This window comes from Ilumatobacter coccineus YM16-304 (assembly GCF_000348785.1).
GTDB lineage: Bacteria > Actinomycetota > Acidimicrobiia > Acidimicrobiales > Ilumatobacteraceae > Ilumatobacter_A > Ilumatobacter_A coccineus.
The window spans coordinates 3,509,006-3,524,102 of the sequence record NC_020520.1 but is presented as its reverse complement, the minus strand read 5'-3'; the positions used below and the strand labels follow the sequence as shown (position 1 = coordinate 3,524,102).

Here is a 15,097-nt window from a genome sequence, read left to right as displayed (position 1 = left end):
GTGGGTTGCTCGATGAGCCGAGTCTGCCACCGTCGGACGCGGAAGTCGGATCGTGATCGTGGACGAGGTCGAACACGTCGCGCTTGACACCGGCAGCGAACGCCACTATTTTCCGAACTGGTTAATTAACCATGAGGGAAAGCAATGTGATGGACGAACGCTGGCGAGTGACGGTGTCGACATGAAGGGTTCGAGATGACGATGAGCGCAGTGATGGAAGAAGATCGTCTCGACGAGACGTTCGCGGCACTGGCGAACTCGACGCGTCGGGCCATCCTCGCTCGCCTCGCCGAAGGGGAGGCCAGTGTCAACGATCTCGCCGAGCCCTTCGATCTGTCGCTCCCTGCGATCTCGAAACACATCAAGGTGTTGGAGCACGCCGGCCTCGTCACCCGCGGACGTCGCGCACAGTTTCGGCCATGCACGATCGACGCCACGCCTCTGGCCGGCATCGCCGACTGGGCCGAGCAGTACCGGCACATCTGGGACGACCGATTCGATCGCATGGACGCCTACGTCCAGCGACTCCAGACCAACGAACACACCCACGACCCGAAAGACGGTACGACCAATGACTGACACCAACGACGTGCGAATCGAGCGAACCTTCGATGCTCCCATCGACCTGATCTGGGCGATGTGGACCGAGGCCGATCACTTCGCGAACTGGTATGGCCCGATGGGTGCCTCGATCCCGACCGCCGAGATGGACGTCAGCGTCGGCGGTCGCCGTCACATCGGCATGGAGGTCGAGACGCCCAACGGCGCGATGCGGATGTTCTTCGTGGGCGAGTATCTCGAGATCGAGCCGAAGACCCGCCTGGTCTACACCGAGTCGATGGCCGACGCCGACGGGAACGAGATGACCGCCGAACAGATGGGGATGCCGTCGGGCACGCCGATGGAGACGTCCGTCGTGGTCGAACTCGAAGAGCTCGGCGCGCAGACCCGCATGGTCATGACGCACCGGGGTGTGCCGGCGGATTCGCCTGGCGGTCAGGGTTGGGCGATGGCGATCGACAAGATGGAAGCCCGCCTCGCCGACCTCGGCAGCTGAGCCGCGCGATCGTCGTCAGCGACCGAGGGCTCGTTCGAGACCGTCGAGGACGAGGTCGAGTCCGAAGTCGAACTCCTGGGTGAAGTCGTAGCCGGGTTGGAGCACGTGCCCGGTGGTGAACTCGACGAGATGCGGGTAGGTGCCCTCGGGGAACGGGGCGACCACCAGCTCGGCGAGGTCGGCCATCTCCTCTCCACCGGTCGCCGGCAGCGTCGACTCCTGGAGCGCGAAGCCGTACACGAACGCATCGAGCAAGGCGTAGGCGTGGGCGGTCATGTCGAGGCCCATCGCTCCCCGGAGGCAGCCGAGTACTGCGTCGTGGTGGGCGAGCGTCGCCGGCCCCGGGTTGGTACGCGACTCCATGTAGGGCGCCGCCCACGGGTGGCGGGCGAGCGCTTCGCGAGCCGAGACGCATCGCGCTCGCATGGCGGGCTTCCAGTCGAGCGACGGGTCGGGGAGCTCGATCTCGGCGAAGACGAGGTCGACCATGCCATCGATGATCGCCTCCTTGTTGGGCACGTGGTGATAGATCGTCATCGGCTTCACGTCGAGCGCCTCGGCGAGGCGGCGGATCGTGAGATCGTCGATGCCGATCGTGTCGGCGAGTTCGAGCGCCGCCGACAACACCCGGTCGGCGGTGAGTCGGATGCGTTTCCCGGTTGTCTTCGGCGCGGTCACGCCTCTCCTCGGAGTCGGATAAGTGGTGCGTCCGTAATCGTACTATGTACGAAAGCGTTTCGCGGTGGGTAGCCGATCTGGTGTGGGATCGGGAACAATGAAGGCATGGCACGCCGCATCGACCTGAACGCCGACCTCGGCGAAGGCACCGAAGCAGCGCATCACGCCTCCGACGACGCCATGCTCGATCTCGTGTCGAGCGCGAACGTCGCATGCGGTGGGCACGCCGGCGATCCCGACATCATGTTCCGCACGCTGTCGAACGCTGCGCGCAACGGCATCGCCGTGGGCGCTCACCCCGGATACGCCGACCGAGTGGGATTCGGCCGCCGTGTCATTCCGATGGAGCTCGACGAGATCGGGCGCATGGTGGCGGCGCAGATCGGAGCGCTGCAGGCCGTCGCCGCGCTCGTGCCGGTGAAGATCGCCTACGTGAAGACGCACGGTGCGCTCGCGAACCTGGCTGCTCGCGACGCCGATGTCGCACACGCGATCGTCGACACGGTGCAGCGGATCGATCCGCGACTGGCCGTGTTGGCCATCTCGGGCACCGAAGTCGAGCGCATCGCCCGGGCCGAGGGCGTGCCCGTGTTCTCCGAGATCTTCGCCGACCGCGGGTACCAGCCGAACGGACAGCTCGTGCCGCGAGGCGAGCCCGGGGCGATGATCCACGACGCCGCCGAGGCGACCGAGCGGCTGCTCGCGTTCGTCGAGACCGGACTCATGCCGGTCGTCGGTGGAATGCCGATCCCGCTCGAGGCCGACTCGATCTGCATTCACGGCGACAGCCCGTCGGCGGTGGCGATGGCGCGATCGGTACGTGCGGGCTTGACCGACGCCGGTGTCGAGCTGGCGAGTTTCGTGCCGGCCGCACCGTGACCGACGCCCGTTCGCCGATCTATCCGGGCGATGTGCCGCGATTCGTACCGGTCGCCGACCACGGACTGCTCGTCGAGTTCGTCGGGGACGACGCGCACCACGATCGAGACGAGGCCGCCGAAGGCCGGGCCAACGATGCCGTGGTCGCGCTCGATCAGGCGATCGCTGCCGCAGCCATACCGGGCGTGGTCGACGTGGTGCCGGCACTCGTCAATCTGCTCGTCGCCTTCGACCCGCTGGTCACCGACCACGTCACGGTCGAGGCCGGGGTGCGCTCCGTGCTCGACGGGCTCGTCTCGGTTCGGCGCACGCCTGCCGTCCATCGCGTGCCCGTCTGTTACGACGAGGCGGTCGCTCCCGACCTCGGCGCGGTGGCCGACGCGTGTGGCCTGAGCACCGAGGCGGTGATCGACGCGCATCTCGCCGGCGACTACCGCGTCGTGATGTACGGATTCGCGCCGGGGTACGCCTATCTCGGTGGGGTTCGTCCCGAGATCCAGGTGCCGCGCAAGACGTCACCGGTTCGCGGGGTCGCCGCGGGGAGCGTGATCATCGCCGGTCCGCAGTGCCTCATCACGACGTTGACGATGCCGACCGGTTGGTCGGTCATCGGTGCCTCGCCGACGCGGATCATCCCTGCCGATCCCGACGAGCCGTTTCTCTTCGAACCGGGCGACCGGGTCGCGTTCGAACGAATCAGCCTCGACGAACTCCCTGACCCCGGCGGGGTCGAGGCATGAGCACCGCCCACGCTTCGTTGCGGGTGGTGCACGCCGGTCCGCTCGTGACGATGCAAGACGCAGGGCGGTTCGGTCGGCTGCGCTTCGGGATCGCCGGGTCGGGACCGATGGACCGGCTCGCGCACGCCGCGGCCAACGCCGCGGTCGGCAACGATCGACGGGCCACCGCGATCGAGGTGTCACGCGCCGGGGCGACGTTCGAGTGCGGTGCTCGGCCGGTCACGGTGAGCGTGTGCGGCGGCGGAGCGGTCGTCGAATGCGCCGGTGATCGACTCGACAGCTGGTCGGTCGTGACGATGACGCCCGGCGACCGCCTCTCGATCACGGCGGGAGCGTGGGGGAGCTGGACGTACCTCGCGATCGCCGGAACTCTGGATGCGGCTCGATGGCTCGGCTCTGCCTCGACGCACTCGATCGCCGGTCTCGGCGGTGGCGCGCTGCGAAGCGGTCAGGTGGTGCCGATCATCGAGCCGCGCGTCGACGCCGATCGTGACGGCTCGCTCGCCTCGGCGCTCGACGTCGTGTCCGGTTCGGCGCTCCGGTCGGCGCCGATACGCGTGGTGCTCGGACCCCAGGAGCATCGCTTCGTCGCCGAGGCCGGCGAGGCGTTGCTCGCGTCTCGCTACACCCTCACCGATGCCTACGACCGGATGGGAATGCGCCTCGATGGGGCCGCGCTGCTGCACCGCGATGCGTTGTCGATCCCGTCCGAACCCATCGTGCGCGGCTCGATCCAGGTGGCCGGCGACGGCATCCCGACCGTGCTGCTGGCCGACCACCAGACGACCGGCGGCTACCCGAAGATCGCCACGGTCGTGTCGAGCGATCTCGATCGGCTGGTGCAGCATCGGCCGAGCGACACGATCCGCTTCGAGGCGATCACACCGGCCGATGCGATCGACGCAGCGCGCCGCTACGCCCACGTCGTCGACGCGACGTTGGAGGAGGTGGGGCGCTCCGGTCGCAACTTCGCCGCACGACTCCTACGCGAAGACCTGATCGGCGACACCGCAGCGTCGGTCGCCGACGACGAGGGCTGACCGGTACCGGGCCTCGCGGCTACTTGTTGGCGGCTTCGGGGGAGCGAGCCCACATGAGGGCGCTGTCGAAACCGAGCTTGTAGTCGGGGCGCAGCTCGATGATCACACGGTCGGGGGAATCGAGGAACTTCTGGAACGTCGACGCCGCGAGCTCGTCGTCGGGGCGGATGCGCTTCGCGAAGCGCGGGTAGAACCAGTCCTTGATCTCCCGTGACGAATGGACCGTGCAGTCACCCTTGTAGGTGATGGTCTTGCCGGTGCCCATCTCGGTGCCGACGCTGGTGATGCACAGCGACGCTCGCGGGAAGCGACGAATCGCGGAGATGCGAGCGCGCCGCTCGGCTGCCGTGAGCCAGAAGACGCCGTCGTGCTCCATGTACGACATGATCACGCCGAACGCCTCGCCCTGCTTGTTGGTCCACATGAAGGTGCACTCTCGTTGGAGTTCGAGCAGTTCCTGCTCGAACTCGGGGCTCAGGCCGCAGTCGGTGAGATCCTCGTAGTTGTCGTGCGCGCTGTTGCTCATGTCGGTGTCTCCTTCTTCGAGATCGGTCGCCGGCGCCGGTCGTCGGGGCCGATCGTCGAACTGGTCGGTCACTCCCGACAATTGCAGAACGGCCGCCATCTCGACGGACGGGCCGGTGGGTTAGCTTCGGCGACATGAGCTCCGAGACGACGAATTCACTGCACGACCTGATCGACCTGACCGGCCGTCGAGCGCTGGTGACCGGCGGCGGCAAGGGCATCGGTGCGGCGATCGCGACTCGGCTCGCCGAGGCCGGTGCCCTCGTGACGATCGCCGATCTCGACCCCGATGCCGCCCGCTTCGCCGAGCAACTCGGTGCGTCGTTCGCGGTGTGCGACATCGCTGAGGCCGACCAGCTCGCTGCGGCATTCGACGCCGCGTCGGGGGACGACGGGCTCGACATCCTCGTCAACAACGCCGGGATCTTCCCGACGACCGGACCGATCGCCGACGTGTCGGACGAGTTCGTCCACCGGATGCTCGACATCAACGTCCGGGCGCAGTTCAGCGCGACACGTGAGGCCGCGGCCCGGATGACCGGCGGGGGAGCGATCGTCAACCTCGCGTCGATCGCCGCGCTCGGTGGAGGCGCGAACATCTCTGCCTACTCGGCGTCGAAGGCCGGCGTCATCGCCCTGACGCGGGCCTCGGCGCACGAGCTGGGTCGTCAGGGCATCCGCGTCAATGCGATCGCTCCGGGCATCATCGACACGCCAGGCGTGCAAGACCAGATGGCCCCGCTCAAGGCCGGTGGCCTCGACATCGACGCGCGGATCGCGGCCAACCCGGTCGGGTTGCGCGGCCTGCCCGACCACATCGCCCGCGGCGCGCTGTTCCTGGCCTCCGATCTGGCCGAGTTCGTGTCGGGACAGGTGCTCGTCATCGACGGCGGCTCCACCGCCTGAACGACCCGGCGCGGACTCCTCGGATCAGAACAGCAGGACGGGTTTGATGACGGAGCCGTCCGCGCTGGCGGCTTCGGCGTCGTTGATCTGGTCGAGCGGAAAGGTCGTGATGAGTTCGTCGAACGGGAACTCCCCGTCGGCGTTCAGCTTCGCCAACCGCGGAATGAACTCGTCGGGTGTCGAGTCGCCTTCCATCACGCCGGTGATGGTGCGTCCACCGATGAGCGAGATGAAGTCGAACGTCGCGTCGCCGAACCCGACGCCGGCGAGGCCGATCGTGCCGAGGTTGTTGAGCCCTTCGAACGAGGCCCGCACGACGGCGGCGTTGCCGGTCGTGTCGAAGGCGTAGTCGGCACCGCCGCCGGTTGCTTCGTGGATGCCGGCGGTGATCTCGGCAGGTGCGCCGCTGATCGTGTGTGTCGCCCCGTACTTCGATGCGAGCTCCAACCGGTTGGCGTGTCGGTCGACGGCGATGATGATCTCGGCACCGGCGACCTTGGCTGCCATGACGGCGCTGAGGCCGAGCGCTCCGGCACCGGTGATGACGACCGACGATCCGGCCTGCACGTCGAGCGTGTTGAGGATCGCTCCGGCGCCGGTCTGGATGCCGCAGCCGAGCGGCCCCATCCGTGCGAGGTCGTACGAGGGGTCGATCTTGACGACCGACGTCTCGGCGACGACGGAGTGCGAGGCGAACGACGACTGGCCGAAGAAGTGCGAGCCGACGGCGTCGCCGCTGTCGTCGACGAAGGCCTTCGAGCCATCGGGCCGACCGCCGCTCATGTTGAATTCTCCGAAGCGAAGGCAGTACGGAAGCTTGCCCTGGTCGCACGCCTTGCACGAGCCGCAGTGGTTGAACGAGAGCACCACGTGATCGCCGGGTGCGACCTTCGTGACGCTGTCGCCGACGGCCTCGACGACGCCCGAGCCCTCGTGCCCGTACACCTGCGGTCCGCCGAAGAACTCCGGCGGGAGCTCGCGTGACAACAGGTCGGTGTGGCACATGCCGGTCGCCACCATCCGCACCAGCACCTCGTCGCCGCGAGGCTCCTCGAGCTCGAGTTGTTCGAGTGTGAACGGGCCGTCGCCTGCTCGCATCACCGCTGCTCGTACCTGCATGTTTCGTCTCCTTCGTCGTCTCGGACCAGCACGAGTGTCGCGCAACTCAGGCCGTTGCGTCCCGTTCTGGATCGTCGGCATCGGCGTCGGTGGGGGCCGTGCCGGAGGCGACCACCGCGGCGGCGAGCGCCGTGCTGATCGGCACCGACGCGACGAGGCCGATCGACCCGACCAGCGCCCGGACGATCTCGACGGCCACGATCTCGCGGGTGGCGACCGACGAGATCGATTGTCCGGCCTCGCTGAACAGCAGGAGCAGCGGCAGCGACGCGCCCGCGTAGGCGAGGAACAGCGTGTTGACGGTGGACGAGATGTGATCTCGGCCGATGCGAACGGCCCGTCCGTACAGTTCGGTGAACTCGGCCTCGGGTCGAGCATGCTTGAGTTCCCACACCGCCGACACCTGCGTGACCGTGACGTCGTCGAGCACGCCGAGTGAGCCGATCACGATGCCGGCGAGCAGGAGACCACGCGGGTCGATGTCGCCGCCGAGCGCTCCCAGGAACCCGATGCTCTCGTCGGCGAGGCCGGTGAGCTTGCACGCCACGACGAACACCCAGGCCAACAACGCGGTGATCGCGAGGCTGGCGATCGAGCTGAGCAGCGCTGCGGCGGTGGCGAGGTTGATGCCGTGCGCGAGGAACAGCGCGATGAACGCGATCGCGCCGGCCGCCACGACCGCGACGGCGACGGCGTTGGTGCCCTCCAGGAGCGCGGGGAGGACGAACGCGAGGATCACGACGAGGCTGGCGGCGAGCCCGGCCAGGGCCCCGACACCGCGCCAGCGACCGAGCACGACGATGGCGGCGACGAATACGAGGAGCAGGAGCAACATCGACGTCGACCGCTCGAAGTCGTAGAAGTAGACCTGCACCGTCCCGTCGGGATTGACGAAGATGTCGACGAGGATGGAGTCGCCGTCGCGGATCGGGCTGTCGATGGCCTGTTCGAACTCGAGGCGCTGGTCGGCGAACTCGCCCGATCGTGGAATCACCTCGATGTTGCGGCAGCCGAGGAGCGGGTCGTAGCTGCACGGCTCGACGTCGGCGGAGTTGACCTTGGCGGCGACCGGCTCACCGGCCAGGCCGAGCGGGTCGTCGCCACCGTCGGTCGAACCCGGCCACAAGGCGACGAGGCCGATCACGACCAACACCAGACAGGCGATGACGGCGGTCCACATGCGCCGGTGCACGGTCGGGTCGATCGAGAGTTCGGCGTCGAGATCGCCGTGTGCGTGTGAGTGGCCCATGAGTCGGTGAGATCGCGGTCAGGCGACGAGAGGTTCGCAGCCGGTTCCGTCGAGCACCGCGGCCACTCGCTCCCGGTCGGCGGCGCCGAGCGCCGCATGGGCTTCGCGGAGCCACCTCAGACACTTGCCCTGGTAGCCGAACGCGCGCTGGCGGTACTCGCGCCCGCCGGCTTCGCACACCACCTCGTCGGCTCCCGACATCAGCGCGTCGGCGTTGGCGATCATGAAGGGAGCGTAGGTCCGACCGATCTCGTGGAGCAGGTCAGTCGTGGAAGTCGGCAGATCGTCGATCGTCGCCCAGCCATGGTCTCCGTCGACGGGCAACCACGCGAGATCGTCCATGCGGTGCATCCAGTGCACGACCTTCGGCGCCCGGTCGACGGCGACGGCCGACGACGTGGGCTCCCAGCCGACGAGTTGCGTCAGTTGGCCGTAGAGCCCGAAGTCGCCGCGCCCTGGGCGGTCACCCAGGACGAAGTCGCCGTGCTGGAACCGTGCCGTCATGATGTCGAGGAGGCGCTCGTACGAGCCTTCGATGATCGGTGCGTTCCACTCGGTCGACCCGACCAGGCCTCGGCGTTCGATCTGACGCTGTGTGATGAACTCGTAGCTCTCGCGGAGTTCGTCGGACCCCATCTGCAGATCGCGCGAGATCGGGAGCAGCTTGCCCGCCTTGTCGATGTCGGGAGCGTAGGCCCAGCGGTAGTGGTACATCATCTTGGTGACCCACTCGTCGGCGTAGTCCTCGATCAGCATGTCGATGAACGCGAGCGCCGGGTCGGTCGGCACGATGCTGCGGTCGGCGTACTCGCGCTCGAGACGCATGATCTGCGGCGACGAGTCGACGGTGACATCGCCGTAGCCGCCATCGGCGGTGCGATAGGCGATGACCGGGATGATCGGGACCGGGGGAGCCGGCAGGTCGTCCCACTTGGAGTTGCGCAGCATCCACTGGAACGGGATGCGTCGGTAGCGCAGCACGCCGCGCATCTTGAGGGTGTACGGCGATCCGTACTGGCCAGCGAGAACGAGCGGAGGTGTCATGACACGCCGATTGTTCCATTCCGACCGACGGTCGCCGAACTCTCGACGAGTCAGCGAGTGCGGAGTTCGTTGAAATCGATGCGATGGATCGTCCACTCGTGGGTCGGTGGCACGGGTCGGCCGGTGAGCTCGGAGAGGGTGAGCGGACGACCGAAGCGGGCGAATGGGTCGCTCGGCGCGTGAGGGTGCGGTTCGGCCCAGTCGGGTTCGGTCTCGCCGACGGGTTTGATGGTGCTGCCGTCGGGTCTGATGAGATAGATGCGTCCGTTGGCGGCGCGTCGAGTGCGGATGTGATTGGTGTGTTTCCAGCGGTCGTGAGCGCCGCAGAGCGGCATCGCGTTGCGTTGGTCGGTGGGACCGCCGTCGCTGGCCCATTCAGCGCGGTGGTCGATGTCGCACAGTTTGGCGGGGATGTCGCAGCCGCGGTGGGTGCACGTGGTGGCGAGGAGTTGTGCGGCGTCGCGGGCTTTGCCGGTGAAGAGTCGTTGGCTGCGGCCGAGGTCGATCGTGACGCGGTCGGCGTCGACGATCGCTCGGCGGACGCGCCCGGTGATCATGGCGGTGAGTGCATCGTCGGGGTGGATCGGGGTGTCGCCGATGGTGCAGTGTCGGTCGAGCAGGTTCTCGTGTGCTTCGTCGAATGTCGTGTCGTCGAGGCCGAGCAGGTTCGGTGTGTCGGTGAGACCGTGCGCTGCGAGTACTCGACCGGCGGTGACGTGGTCGATGACGATGTTGACGAGCGGCTCGGGAGCCTTTCCGTCGACGGGCGCGGTGACCGAGGCGAGAAAGATGTTGTGGAGGGCGTCGAACTTGCGCTGCTGCAGTGTGCGCGGCAACGGCATGGCGTGCGCGTTGTCGCCGTGTTCGGCGCGCCGGGCGGCGCAGTCGGCATGGAACTCGGCCTCCACCGCGGCATCGAAGATCGCTTTCATCTCGGCAGCGGCGAGTGGGGAGCCGCCGGAGGCGTGGACGTCGACGGATCCGTTGATGTCGGCCACCCAGGCGGTGCGTTCGTCTTCGTGGAAGCGTTGGGAGTCGAACGATCCGTCGGGGTCGGCCTGGGTGATGAAGTGGCCGATGACGGTGTCGAAGTCTCGGTACTCGAGGTGCTCGGCGTGATCGAGCAACTGCGGTTCGAATTCGGCGAAACGATCGCCAGCGACGGGGTGGGAGGCCGCCTTGGCGAGGAGGTCGACCTGCTCGCTCCCGACGCGACCGGCGAGGAGCGCCTCGCCGACGGTGGGGTGGAGGTTCATGGCATCGGCGCGCCTGCGGATCTTGTTGGCGGCCGACCCGGAGCAGTTGAGCTGACCCTTGAGGTAGGTGCGCATCGAGCGGTAGCCGTGGTCGCGGTAGCCGCCCCGAGCGGAGATGAGGGCGGTGACGGCAGAGATGCGGGCTTCGGCGCGCCGGCGATCGAGTTCGGCCTCGGCGAGTGCGGCATCGAGTTGCCGTGGCGAACACTCGGCCAGCTCCTCGATCAACAACTAGAACATGTGTACGATTCTACACCAACTCACCTGGCGGGCAACCGGTGTCATGCGGTGCGTGCCAGCGACTTCGACGGGTGCCGGTGGGCTGGTGCGAGCCGGCACTGGGGTGGCCTGGGCGTGGCGTTCGCGCGAGCTGGTCGGGGGCGGGGGAGCGGCGAGCGTTTGCTCGACGAAGCGCGCTCTGGGCCCGTCTTCGGGCTCCTGAGCGGCACGAAATTCTCGGAAGAATCTTCGGTCAGCGAGTCGTGTCGATCCAGTAGCGGCGTACGCCGCCGGTCTCCTCGGCTCCGGGTTCGAGCACGCCGCCGCTGGCTTCGATCGTCCTCGCCGACGCCAGGTTGTCGCGCTCGCACACGACCAGCACGCGTTCGAGGCCGATCGCCCTCGCCTCGTCGACCATCTCGCCGAGCGCCCACGTGGCGACCCCGCGTCCGCGGGCGGACGGCCGGATGCCGTATCCGATGTTGCCGCTGCGGTCGAGCATCTCGCCGACCCCGTAGCGCAGCATGATCCCGCCGAGCACGCGATCGTCCTCGACGATCCATCGGTACCGGCAGCGGATTCCTGGCGACGATGCTGCGTCGGTGGGTTCCGGGTCGTCGCTCAGTCGCTCGACCAGCGCTGCGAAGCCTGCCGGCGACTCGACGTCGTCGGTGGGTTGGAGTCCGAATCCGTCTTCGTGGAAGCCGGGCCCCCATTCTCGTCGCGCATCGAGCCACGCTGCGTGCAGCCGCGTGGTGGGTCGCACGAGGTCGAACGGGATGTGTCGGTCGATCTCCATGCGGTCGTTGCGCGTCAGGCCGGGGTGGTGCTGCGCGCAGCGATGGTGGGGAGGAGTTGACGCTTGATCAACGCCAGGTTCGGGCCTGCGGTCGATGCGAGGCTGCTCGCGAGTGCCGACGCGGTCGACGTCAGCTCGTCGAGCGGGGCCGTCGAGTCGACGATGCCGGCGGCGACGGCGTCGGCTCCGCCGTATCGATGGCCGGTCGAGAGGGCCTGACGAAGTGTGCGTGGCGCGAGTGCTGCGCTCGCCACGTCGAGCAGCGATTCGGTGAACGGCATGCCGAGGTGGACTTCGGGGAAGCAGACGAAGCCGCGGTCGGCGCGCATGACGGCGTGGTCGTGCGCGATGACGAGGAACGCTCCCATACCGAAGGCGTGGCCGTTGACCGCGGCCGCGGTCGGGACGCCGAGGAGCATGATCCGGCGCGGAATCTCGAGGACTCGCTCGACGTAGTCGGCGACATCGCCGGGGCTGAGCGTGGCCATGTACGGCACGTCGAGTCCGTTGGAGTAGTGCTTCGCCGACCCGGTGGTGACGAGGGCTCGCGGCCCTTCGGCAGCCGCGACCTGATCGAGGAGTTCGTGGATCGAGGCGACCCAGGCCTCACTGGTGACGTTCTCATCGTCGCCGAAGTCGAGCACGAACACATCGTCGTTGCGGGAGAGCGTGGGCGTCGTCATGCCGCGACAGTACGTGAGCCACCCGATCAGACCGAAAGCGTCAGCCGGTTCTGCCGTCCGGGCGGTCAGGTGGTTTGGTCGAGGAGGGCGCGGAGGTCGTCGGGGACCGGGGCGACCTGGGTGAGGGGAACGTCGGATCGGCCGGTGTTGCCCGACGGGTAGCGGCCGGCGAGTGAACCCGGGCCGGCGACGACGATGCGGACGACCTGGCCGACGGCCTCACGTCGGTCGCGTTGGCGGATCGCCGTGGCGAACATGGCGGCATGCACCCTCGTGTGCGGCCACGCCCACGGCTGTGATGCGATGTGCGCTCGCTCGAGATGCGGCCACGGATCGTCGGCCTCTCGTGCGGCGTCGAGTTCGGCGGCGATGACGTCGCGAACGAGTTGCGGCGTCGTGAGTCGGCGGAGGTCAGGCATGAACGGCTCGCTTGTCGCCGGCGGCGTGGTCGGCTGGTGTCGGCGTGAGAGCATGCCCGGCGGAGTGGCCGACGGCGATGCTCCCTCGTGCTCGGAGGGCGTTGAGGATCACGACGATCTCGGCGATCTCGTGCGTGGCGACCACCGCGCCGAGCCCGAGAAGACCGGTCGCCGCCACCGGGATCAAGACGGCGATGATCAGCCCCGACATCGCCAGGTTCTGCAACATGATCGAACGTGTCCGCCGAGCGTGCCGAAGCAGGTCGGGGAGGTGGGTGAGGCGATCGCCCATGATGGCGATGTCGGCCGCCTCGACCGCCACGTCGGTGCCTCCGACGCCCATCGCGATGCCGGCATCGGCGGTCGCGAGCCCCGGAGCGTCGTTGATGCCGTCGCCGACCATGGCGACCGTGCCCGTCGTCTGGAGTGCGACCACCGCCGCGGTCTTGTCGGCAGGGAGGAGGCCACCGCGAACGTCGTCGATGCCGGCGTCGCGACCGATCGCGGCCGCCGTCGCCGTGTTGTCGCCGCTGAGCATCACGACCCGCACGTCGAGGTCCGACCGCAACTGCTGCACGACGGCGGCAGCCTCGGGGCGGAGCTCGTCGCGGATCGCGATCGCGCCGATCGTGTGGCCGTCGCGCTCGACCACGACGACCGTCGCTCCGTCGCGCTGGAGTCGTTCGACGGCGTCGCCGAGGTGGTCGGTGTCGACGAAGCCCGGCTTGCCGACTCGAACGAGTGAGCCCTCGACGACGCCAGTGATGCCGTGACCGGCGATCGTCTGGACGTCGGCAGCGGACGGGATCGAGCCGCCGGCCGCAGCGACGATCGCCGCGGCCAGCGGGTGATCGCTGTTCGACTCGACAGCCGCTGCGAGCGTGCGCACGTCACGCTCGTCGGCGCCCGGCGCGGCGATCGTGTCGATCACGGTCGGCTGGTTGCGGGTGAGCGTGCCTGTCTTGTCGAGGGCCACGGTGTCGACCAGCGCGAGTGCCTCGAGCGCGGCGCCGCCCTTGACGACGAGTCCGGCCCGGGTGGCCGCACCGATCGAAGCGAAGACGGTGACGGGAACGGCGATGGCGAACGCACACGGCGACGCCGCGACCAGAACGACCAGTGCTCGCTGCACCCAGAGCCCGGGGTCGCCGAGCAGTGAGCCGATGATGGCGATCGCTGCGGCGACCACGAGGATGCCGGGCACGAGCGGCTTGGCGATCCGGTCGGCGAGTCGCTGCGAGCGCCCCTTGCGATCCTGTGCCTCCTCGACCGCGCGGACGATGCGGGCCAGAGTGCTGTCGGACGACGGGGCCGTGACCTCCACGTCGACGAGGCCGCCGCCGTTGACGCTGCCGGCCAACACCGCATCGCCCGGCTCGGCATCGACCGGGATCGACTCGCCGGTCACCGCCGACACGTCGAGTGTCGTGCGACCGGATCGGATCGTCCCGTCGGTGGCGATGCGCTCGCCGGCGCGCACCACCAGCACGTCGCCGATCCCGACCTCGTCGGTCGGCACCTCGATCTGGTCGTCGCCCCGGCGGATCGTGGCGGTGTCGGGTACGAGTTGCAGCACCGCTCGCAGACCGCGACGCGACTTGGTGATCGCCCACTCCTCGAGCGCCTCGGACACCGAGAACAGGAACGCGAGCGCCGCCGCTTCGCCGAGTTGACCGAGCAGGATCGCTCCGACACCAGCGATCGTCATGAGCAGCGCGACGCCCAAGCGCCCGCGCAGCAGGCCCGTCACGGCCCCCGGCGCAAACGTCGACCCGCCGGCGACGACCGCGACGACGAACGCCACGTCGGCGACCGCCGACCCGTCGCCGAACGCGCCACCGTGTTCGGCGAACATGCCGACCACCCAGGCCACCGCGGCAACGGCCGCGGCGATCATCTTCCAGCGGTCGGCGAGTCCCGCCACCTCGTCGTCGATGGAGGCCGGCTCGCCGCCGCAGCACGCATCGGCCATCAGCGATCGGCTCCCCGCGCTGGGGTCATGAGTGGGTTGTCGCAGAACTCGACGTCGGTTCCGGTGGCGACGAGCAGTGCCTCGGCGGCGGCGAGCAGCGAGCGGACCTCGGGGCGAGCGATCGAATAGAACACCTGTCGGCGGTCACCGGGGCGGTCGGTGACCAGGCCGCACCCACGTAGGCATGCCAGGTGGTTCGACACGTTCGACTGAGACGTGCCGACCGCGGCGACGATGTCGGTGACCCGAAGCTCTCCGTCGAGCAGCGCCGAGAGGATCGACAGGCGGGTGCGGTCGCTCAGCCCGTGGAACAGCCGGGCGGCCACGTCGAGATCCATCACGTCCAGATCCGTGTCGGGAGCCGTGCGGTGCAGCGTTGCGTCCATACTCGAACGATATCAGCGAACGCTGATGACATCATCGAACGGAGATCAGCAGTCTGTATCAGTAGTCAGCGGCTTGTCGCGCCGGCCTCGCCCCACCGACTATTGCGAATTCGACTCGCAATTTCG

At 68.4% G+C, this 15,097-nt stretch carries 17 protein-coding genes; 6 read left to right on the top strand and 11 right to left on the bottom strand.

All coding sequences use genetic code 11. The features are described 5' to 3' along the window. The first annotated feature begins 195 nt into the window (after window positions 1-195). On the top strand, window positions 196-579 hold the full coding sequence (locus tag YM304_RS15845; RefSeq protein WP_015442719.1) for an ArsR/SmtB family transcription factor: 384 nt from the start codon (window positions 196-198) through the stop codon (window positions 577-579). Then, window positions 572-1,057, top strand: coding sequence for an SRPBCC family protein (locus tag YM304_RS15840; RefSeq protein WP_015442718.1), 486 nt, complete (start codon window positions 572-574; stop codon window positions 1,055-1,057). Before YM304_RS15845 ends, YM304_RS15840 begins: the two co-directional genes overlap by 8 nt. A 15-nt stretch (window positions 1,058-1,072) precedes the next feature. Here YM304_RS15840 and YM304_RS15835 read toward each other — a convergent pair whose 3' ends face one another. After that, window positions 1,073-1,735, bottom strand: a complete 663-nt coding sequence (locus tag YM304_RS15835) for a TetR/AcrR family transcriptional regulator (RefSeq protein ID WP_015442717.1) — start codon at window positions 1,733-1,735, stop codon at window positions 1,073-1,075. A gap of 105 nt (window positions 1,736-1,840) precedes the next feature. Here YM304_RS15835 and YM304_RS15830 point away from each other — a divergent pair, with 105 nt between their 5' ends. The 3 genes from YM304_RS15830 to YM304_RS15820 are packed head-to-tail and all read left to right on the top strand — an operon-like array spanning window position 1,841 to window position 4,394. Continuing rightward, window positions 1,841-2,614 (top strand): LamB/YcsF family protein, encoded by a 774-nt coding sequence (locus tag YM304_RS15830; RefSeq protein ID WP_015442716.1) that lies wholly within the window; start codon window positions 1,841-1,843, stop codon window positions 2,612-2,614. A 32-nt stretch (window positions 2,615-2,646) separates the two neighbouring features. Next, window positions 2,647-3,354 carry a 5-oxoprolinase subunit B family protein gene (locus YM304_RS15825; protein WP_015442715.1) on the top strand — a complete coding sequence of 236 codons (708 nt, stop codon included), beginning with the start codon at window positions 2,647-2,649 and terminating at the stop codon, window positions 3,352-3,354. After that, window positions 3,351-4,394: a 5-oxoprolinase subunit C family protein gene (locus YM304_RS15820; RefSeq protein ID WP_015442714.1), complete on the top strand. Its 1,044-nt coding sequence runs from the start codon at window positions 3,351-3,353 to the stop codon at window positions 4,392-4,394. The genes YM304_RS15825 and YM304_RS15820 overlap by 4 nt, the downstream gene beginning before the upstream one ends. A gap of 19 nt (window positions 4,395-4,413) precedes the next feature. Here YM304_RS15820 and YM304_RS15815 read toward each other — a convergent pair whose 3' ends face one another. Next, entirely contained in the window at window positions 4,414-4,992 is a 579-nt protein-coding gene (locus YM304_RS15815; protein ID WP_197536892.1) for a pyridoxamine 5'-phosphate oxidase family protein, read from the bottom strand. A gap of 62 nt (window positions 4,993-5,054) precedes the next feature. Here YM304_RS15815 and YM304_RS15810 point away from each other — a divergent pair, with 62 nt between their 5' ends. After that, a complete protein-coding gene (locus tag YM304_RS15810) occupies window positions 5,055-5,825 on the top strand; it encodes an SDR family NAD(P)-dependent oxidoreductase (RefSeq protein WP_015442712.1) in 771 nt (256 codons plus the stop codon). Between the two features lie 24 nt (window positions 5,826-5,849). Here YM304_RS15810 and YM304_RS15805 read toward each other — a convergent pair whose 3' ends face one another. The 9 genes from YM304_RS15805 to YM304_RS15765 all read right to left on the bottom strand — a co-directional run bounded on the left by YM304_RS15805 (window position 5,850) and on the right by YM304_RS15765 (window position 14,971). Then, window positions 5,850-6,944, bottom strand: a complete 1,095-nt coding sequence (locus YM304_RS15805; protein WP_015442711.1) for an NAD(P)-dependent alcohol dehydrogenase — start codon at window positions 6,942-6,944, stop codon at window positions 5,850-5,852. Window positions 6,945-6,990: 46 nt separating this feature from the next. Continuing rightward, window positions 6,991-8,193: a YibE/F family protein gene (locus YM304_RS15800; protein WP_015442710.1), complete on the bottom strand. Its 1,203-nt coding sequence runs from the start codon at window positions 8,191-8,193 to the stop codon at window positions 6,991-6,993. A gap of 18 nt (window positions 8,194-8,211) precedes the next feature. Beyond that, window positions 8,212-9,237, bottom strand: a complete 1,026-nt coding sequence (locus YM304_RS15795; RefSeq protein ID WP_015442709.1) for a hypothetical protein — start codon at window positions 9,235-9,237, stop codon at window positions 8,212-8,214. 50 nt (window positions 9,238-9,287) lie between these two features. Further along, window positions 9,288-10,724, bottom strand: a complete 1,437-nt coding sequence (locus tag YM304_RS15790) for a DUF222 domain-containing protein (protein ID WP_015442708.1) — start codon at window positions 10,722-10,724, stop codon at window positions 9,288-9,290. A gap of 241 nt (window positions 10,725-10,965) precedes the next feature. Beyond that, complete coding sequence (locus tag YM304_RS15785) at window positions 10,966-11,511, bottom strand: GNAT family N-acetyltransferase (RefSeq protein WP_015442707.1); 546 nt, start codon at window positions 11,509-11,511, stop codon at window positions 10,966-10,968. A 14-nt stretch (window positions 11,512-11,525) separates the two neighbouring features. Beyond that, window positions 11,526-12,194 (bottom strand): enoyl-CoA hydratase/isomerase family protein, encoded by a 669-nt coding sequence (locus YM304_RS15780; protein ID WP_015442706.1) that lies wholly within the window; start codon window positions 12,192-12,194, stop codon window positions 11,526-11,528. Window positions 12,195-12,259: 65 nt separating this feature from the next. Beyond that, window positions 12,260-12,613, bottom strand: a complete 354-nt coding sequence (locus YM304_RS15775) for a DUF3703 domain-containing protein (RefSeq protein WP_015442705.1) — start codon at window positions 12,611-12,613, stop codon at window positions 12,260-12,262. Further along, window positions 12,606-14,585 carry a heavy metal translocating P-type ATPase gene (locus tag YM304_RS15770; protein ID WP_015442704.1) on the bottom strand — a complete coding sequence of 660 codons (1,980 nt, stop codon included), beginning with the start codon at window positions 14,583-14,585 and terminating at the stop codon, window positions 12,606-12,608. The genes YM304_RS15775 and YM304_RS15770 overlap by 8 nt, the downstream gene beginning before the upstream one ends. Then, entirely contained in the window at window positions 14,585-14,971 is a 387-nt protein-coding gene (locus tag YM304_RS15765) for an ArsR/SmtB family transcription factor (protein WP_015442703.1), read from the bottom strand. Before YM304_RS15765 ends, YM304_RS15770 begins: the two co-directional genes overlap by 1 nt. Window positions 14,972-15,097: the final 126 nt, after the last annotated feature.

Excerpts from the sequence above, each read along its gene's own strand:
- YM304_RS15845 (WP_015442719.1), top strand. The coding sequence starts at position 196 with ATGACGATGAGCGCAGTGATGGAAGAAGATCGTCTCGACGAGACGTTC.
- YM304_RS15840 (WP_015442718.1), top strand. The coding sequence starts at position 572 with ATGACTGACACCAACGACGTGCGAATCGAGCGAACCTTCGATGCTCCC.
- YM304_RS15830 (WP_015442716.1), top strand. The coding sequence starts at position 1,841 with ATGGCACGCCGCATCGACCTGAACGCCGACCTCGGCGAAGGCACCGAA.
- YM304_RS15820 (WP_015442714.1), top strand. The coding sequence starts at position 3,351 with ATGAGCACCGCCCACGCTTCGTTGCGGGTGGTGCACGCCGGTCCGCTC.
- YM304_RS15810 (WP_015442712.1), top strand. The coding sequence starts at position 5,055 with ATGAGCTCCGAGACGACGAATTCACTGCACGACCTGATCGACCTGACC.
- YM304_RS15805 (WP_015442711.1), bottom strand. The coding sequence starts at position 6,944 with ATGCAGGTACGAGCAGCGGTGATGCGAGCAGGCGACGGCCCGTTCACA.
- YM304_RS15800 (WP_015442710.1), bottom strand. The coding sequence starts at position 8,193 with ATGGGCCACTCACACGCACACGGCGATCTCGACGCCGAACTCTCGATC.
- YM304_RS15795 (WP_015442709.1), bottom strand. The coding sequence starts at position 9,237 with ATGACACCTCCGCTCGTTCTCGCTGGCCAGTACGGATCGCCGTACACC.
- YM304_RS15785 (WP_015442707.1), bottom strand. The coding sequence starts at position 11,511 with ATGGAGATCGACCGACACATCCCGTTCGACCTCGTGCGACCCACCACG.
- YM304_RS15780 (WP_015442706.1), bottom strand. The coding sequence starts at position 12,194 with ATGACGACGCCCACGCTCTCCCGCAACGACGATGTGTTCGTGCTCGAC.
- YM304_RS15775 (WP_015442705.1), bottom strand. The coding sequence starts at position 12,613 with ATGCCTGACCTCCGCCGACTCACGACGCCGCAACTCGTTCGCGACGTC.
- YM304_RS15770 (WP_015442704.1), bottom strand. The coding sequence starts at position 14,585 with ATGGCCGATGCGTGCTGCGGCGGCGAGCCGGCCTCCATCGACGACGAG.
- YM304_RS15765 (WP_015442703.1), bottom strand. The coding sequence starts at position 14,971 with ATGGACGCAACGCTGCACCGCACGGCTCCCGACACGGATCTGGACGTG.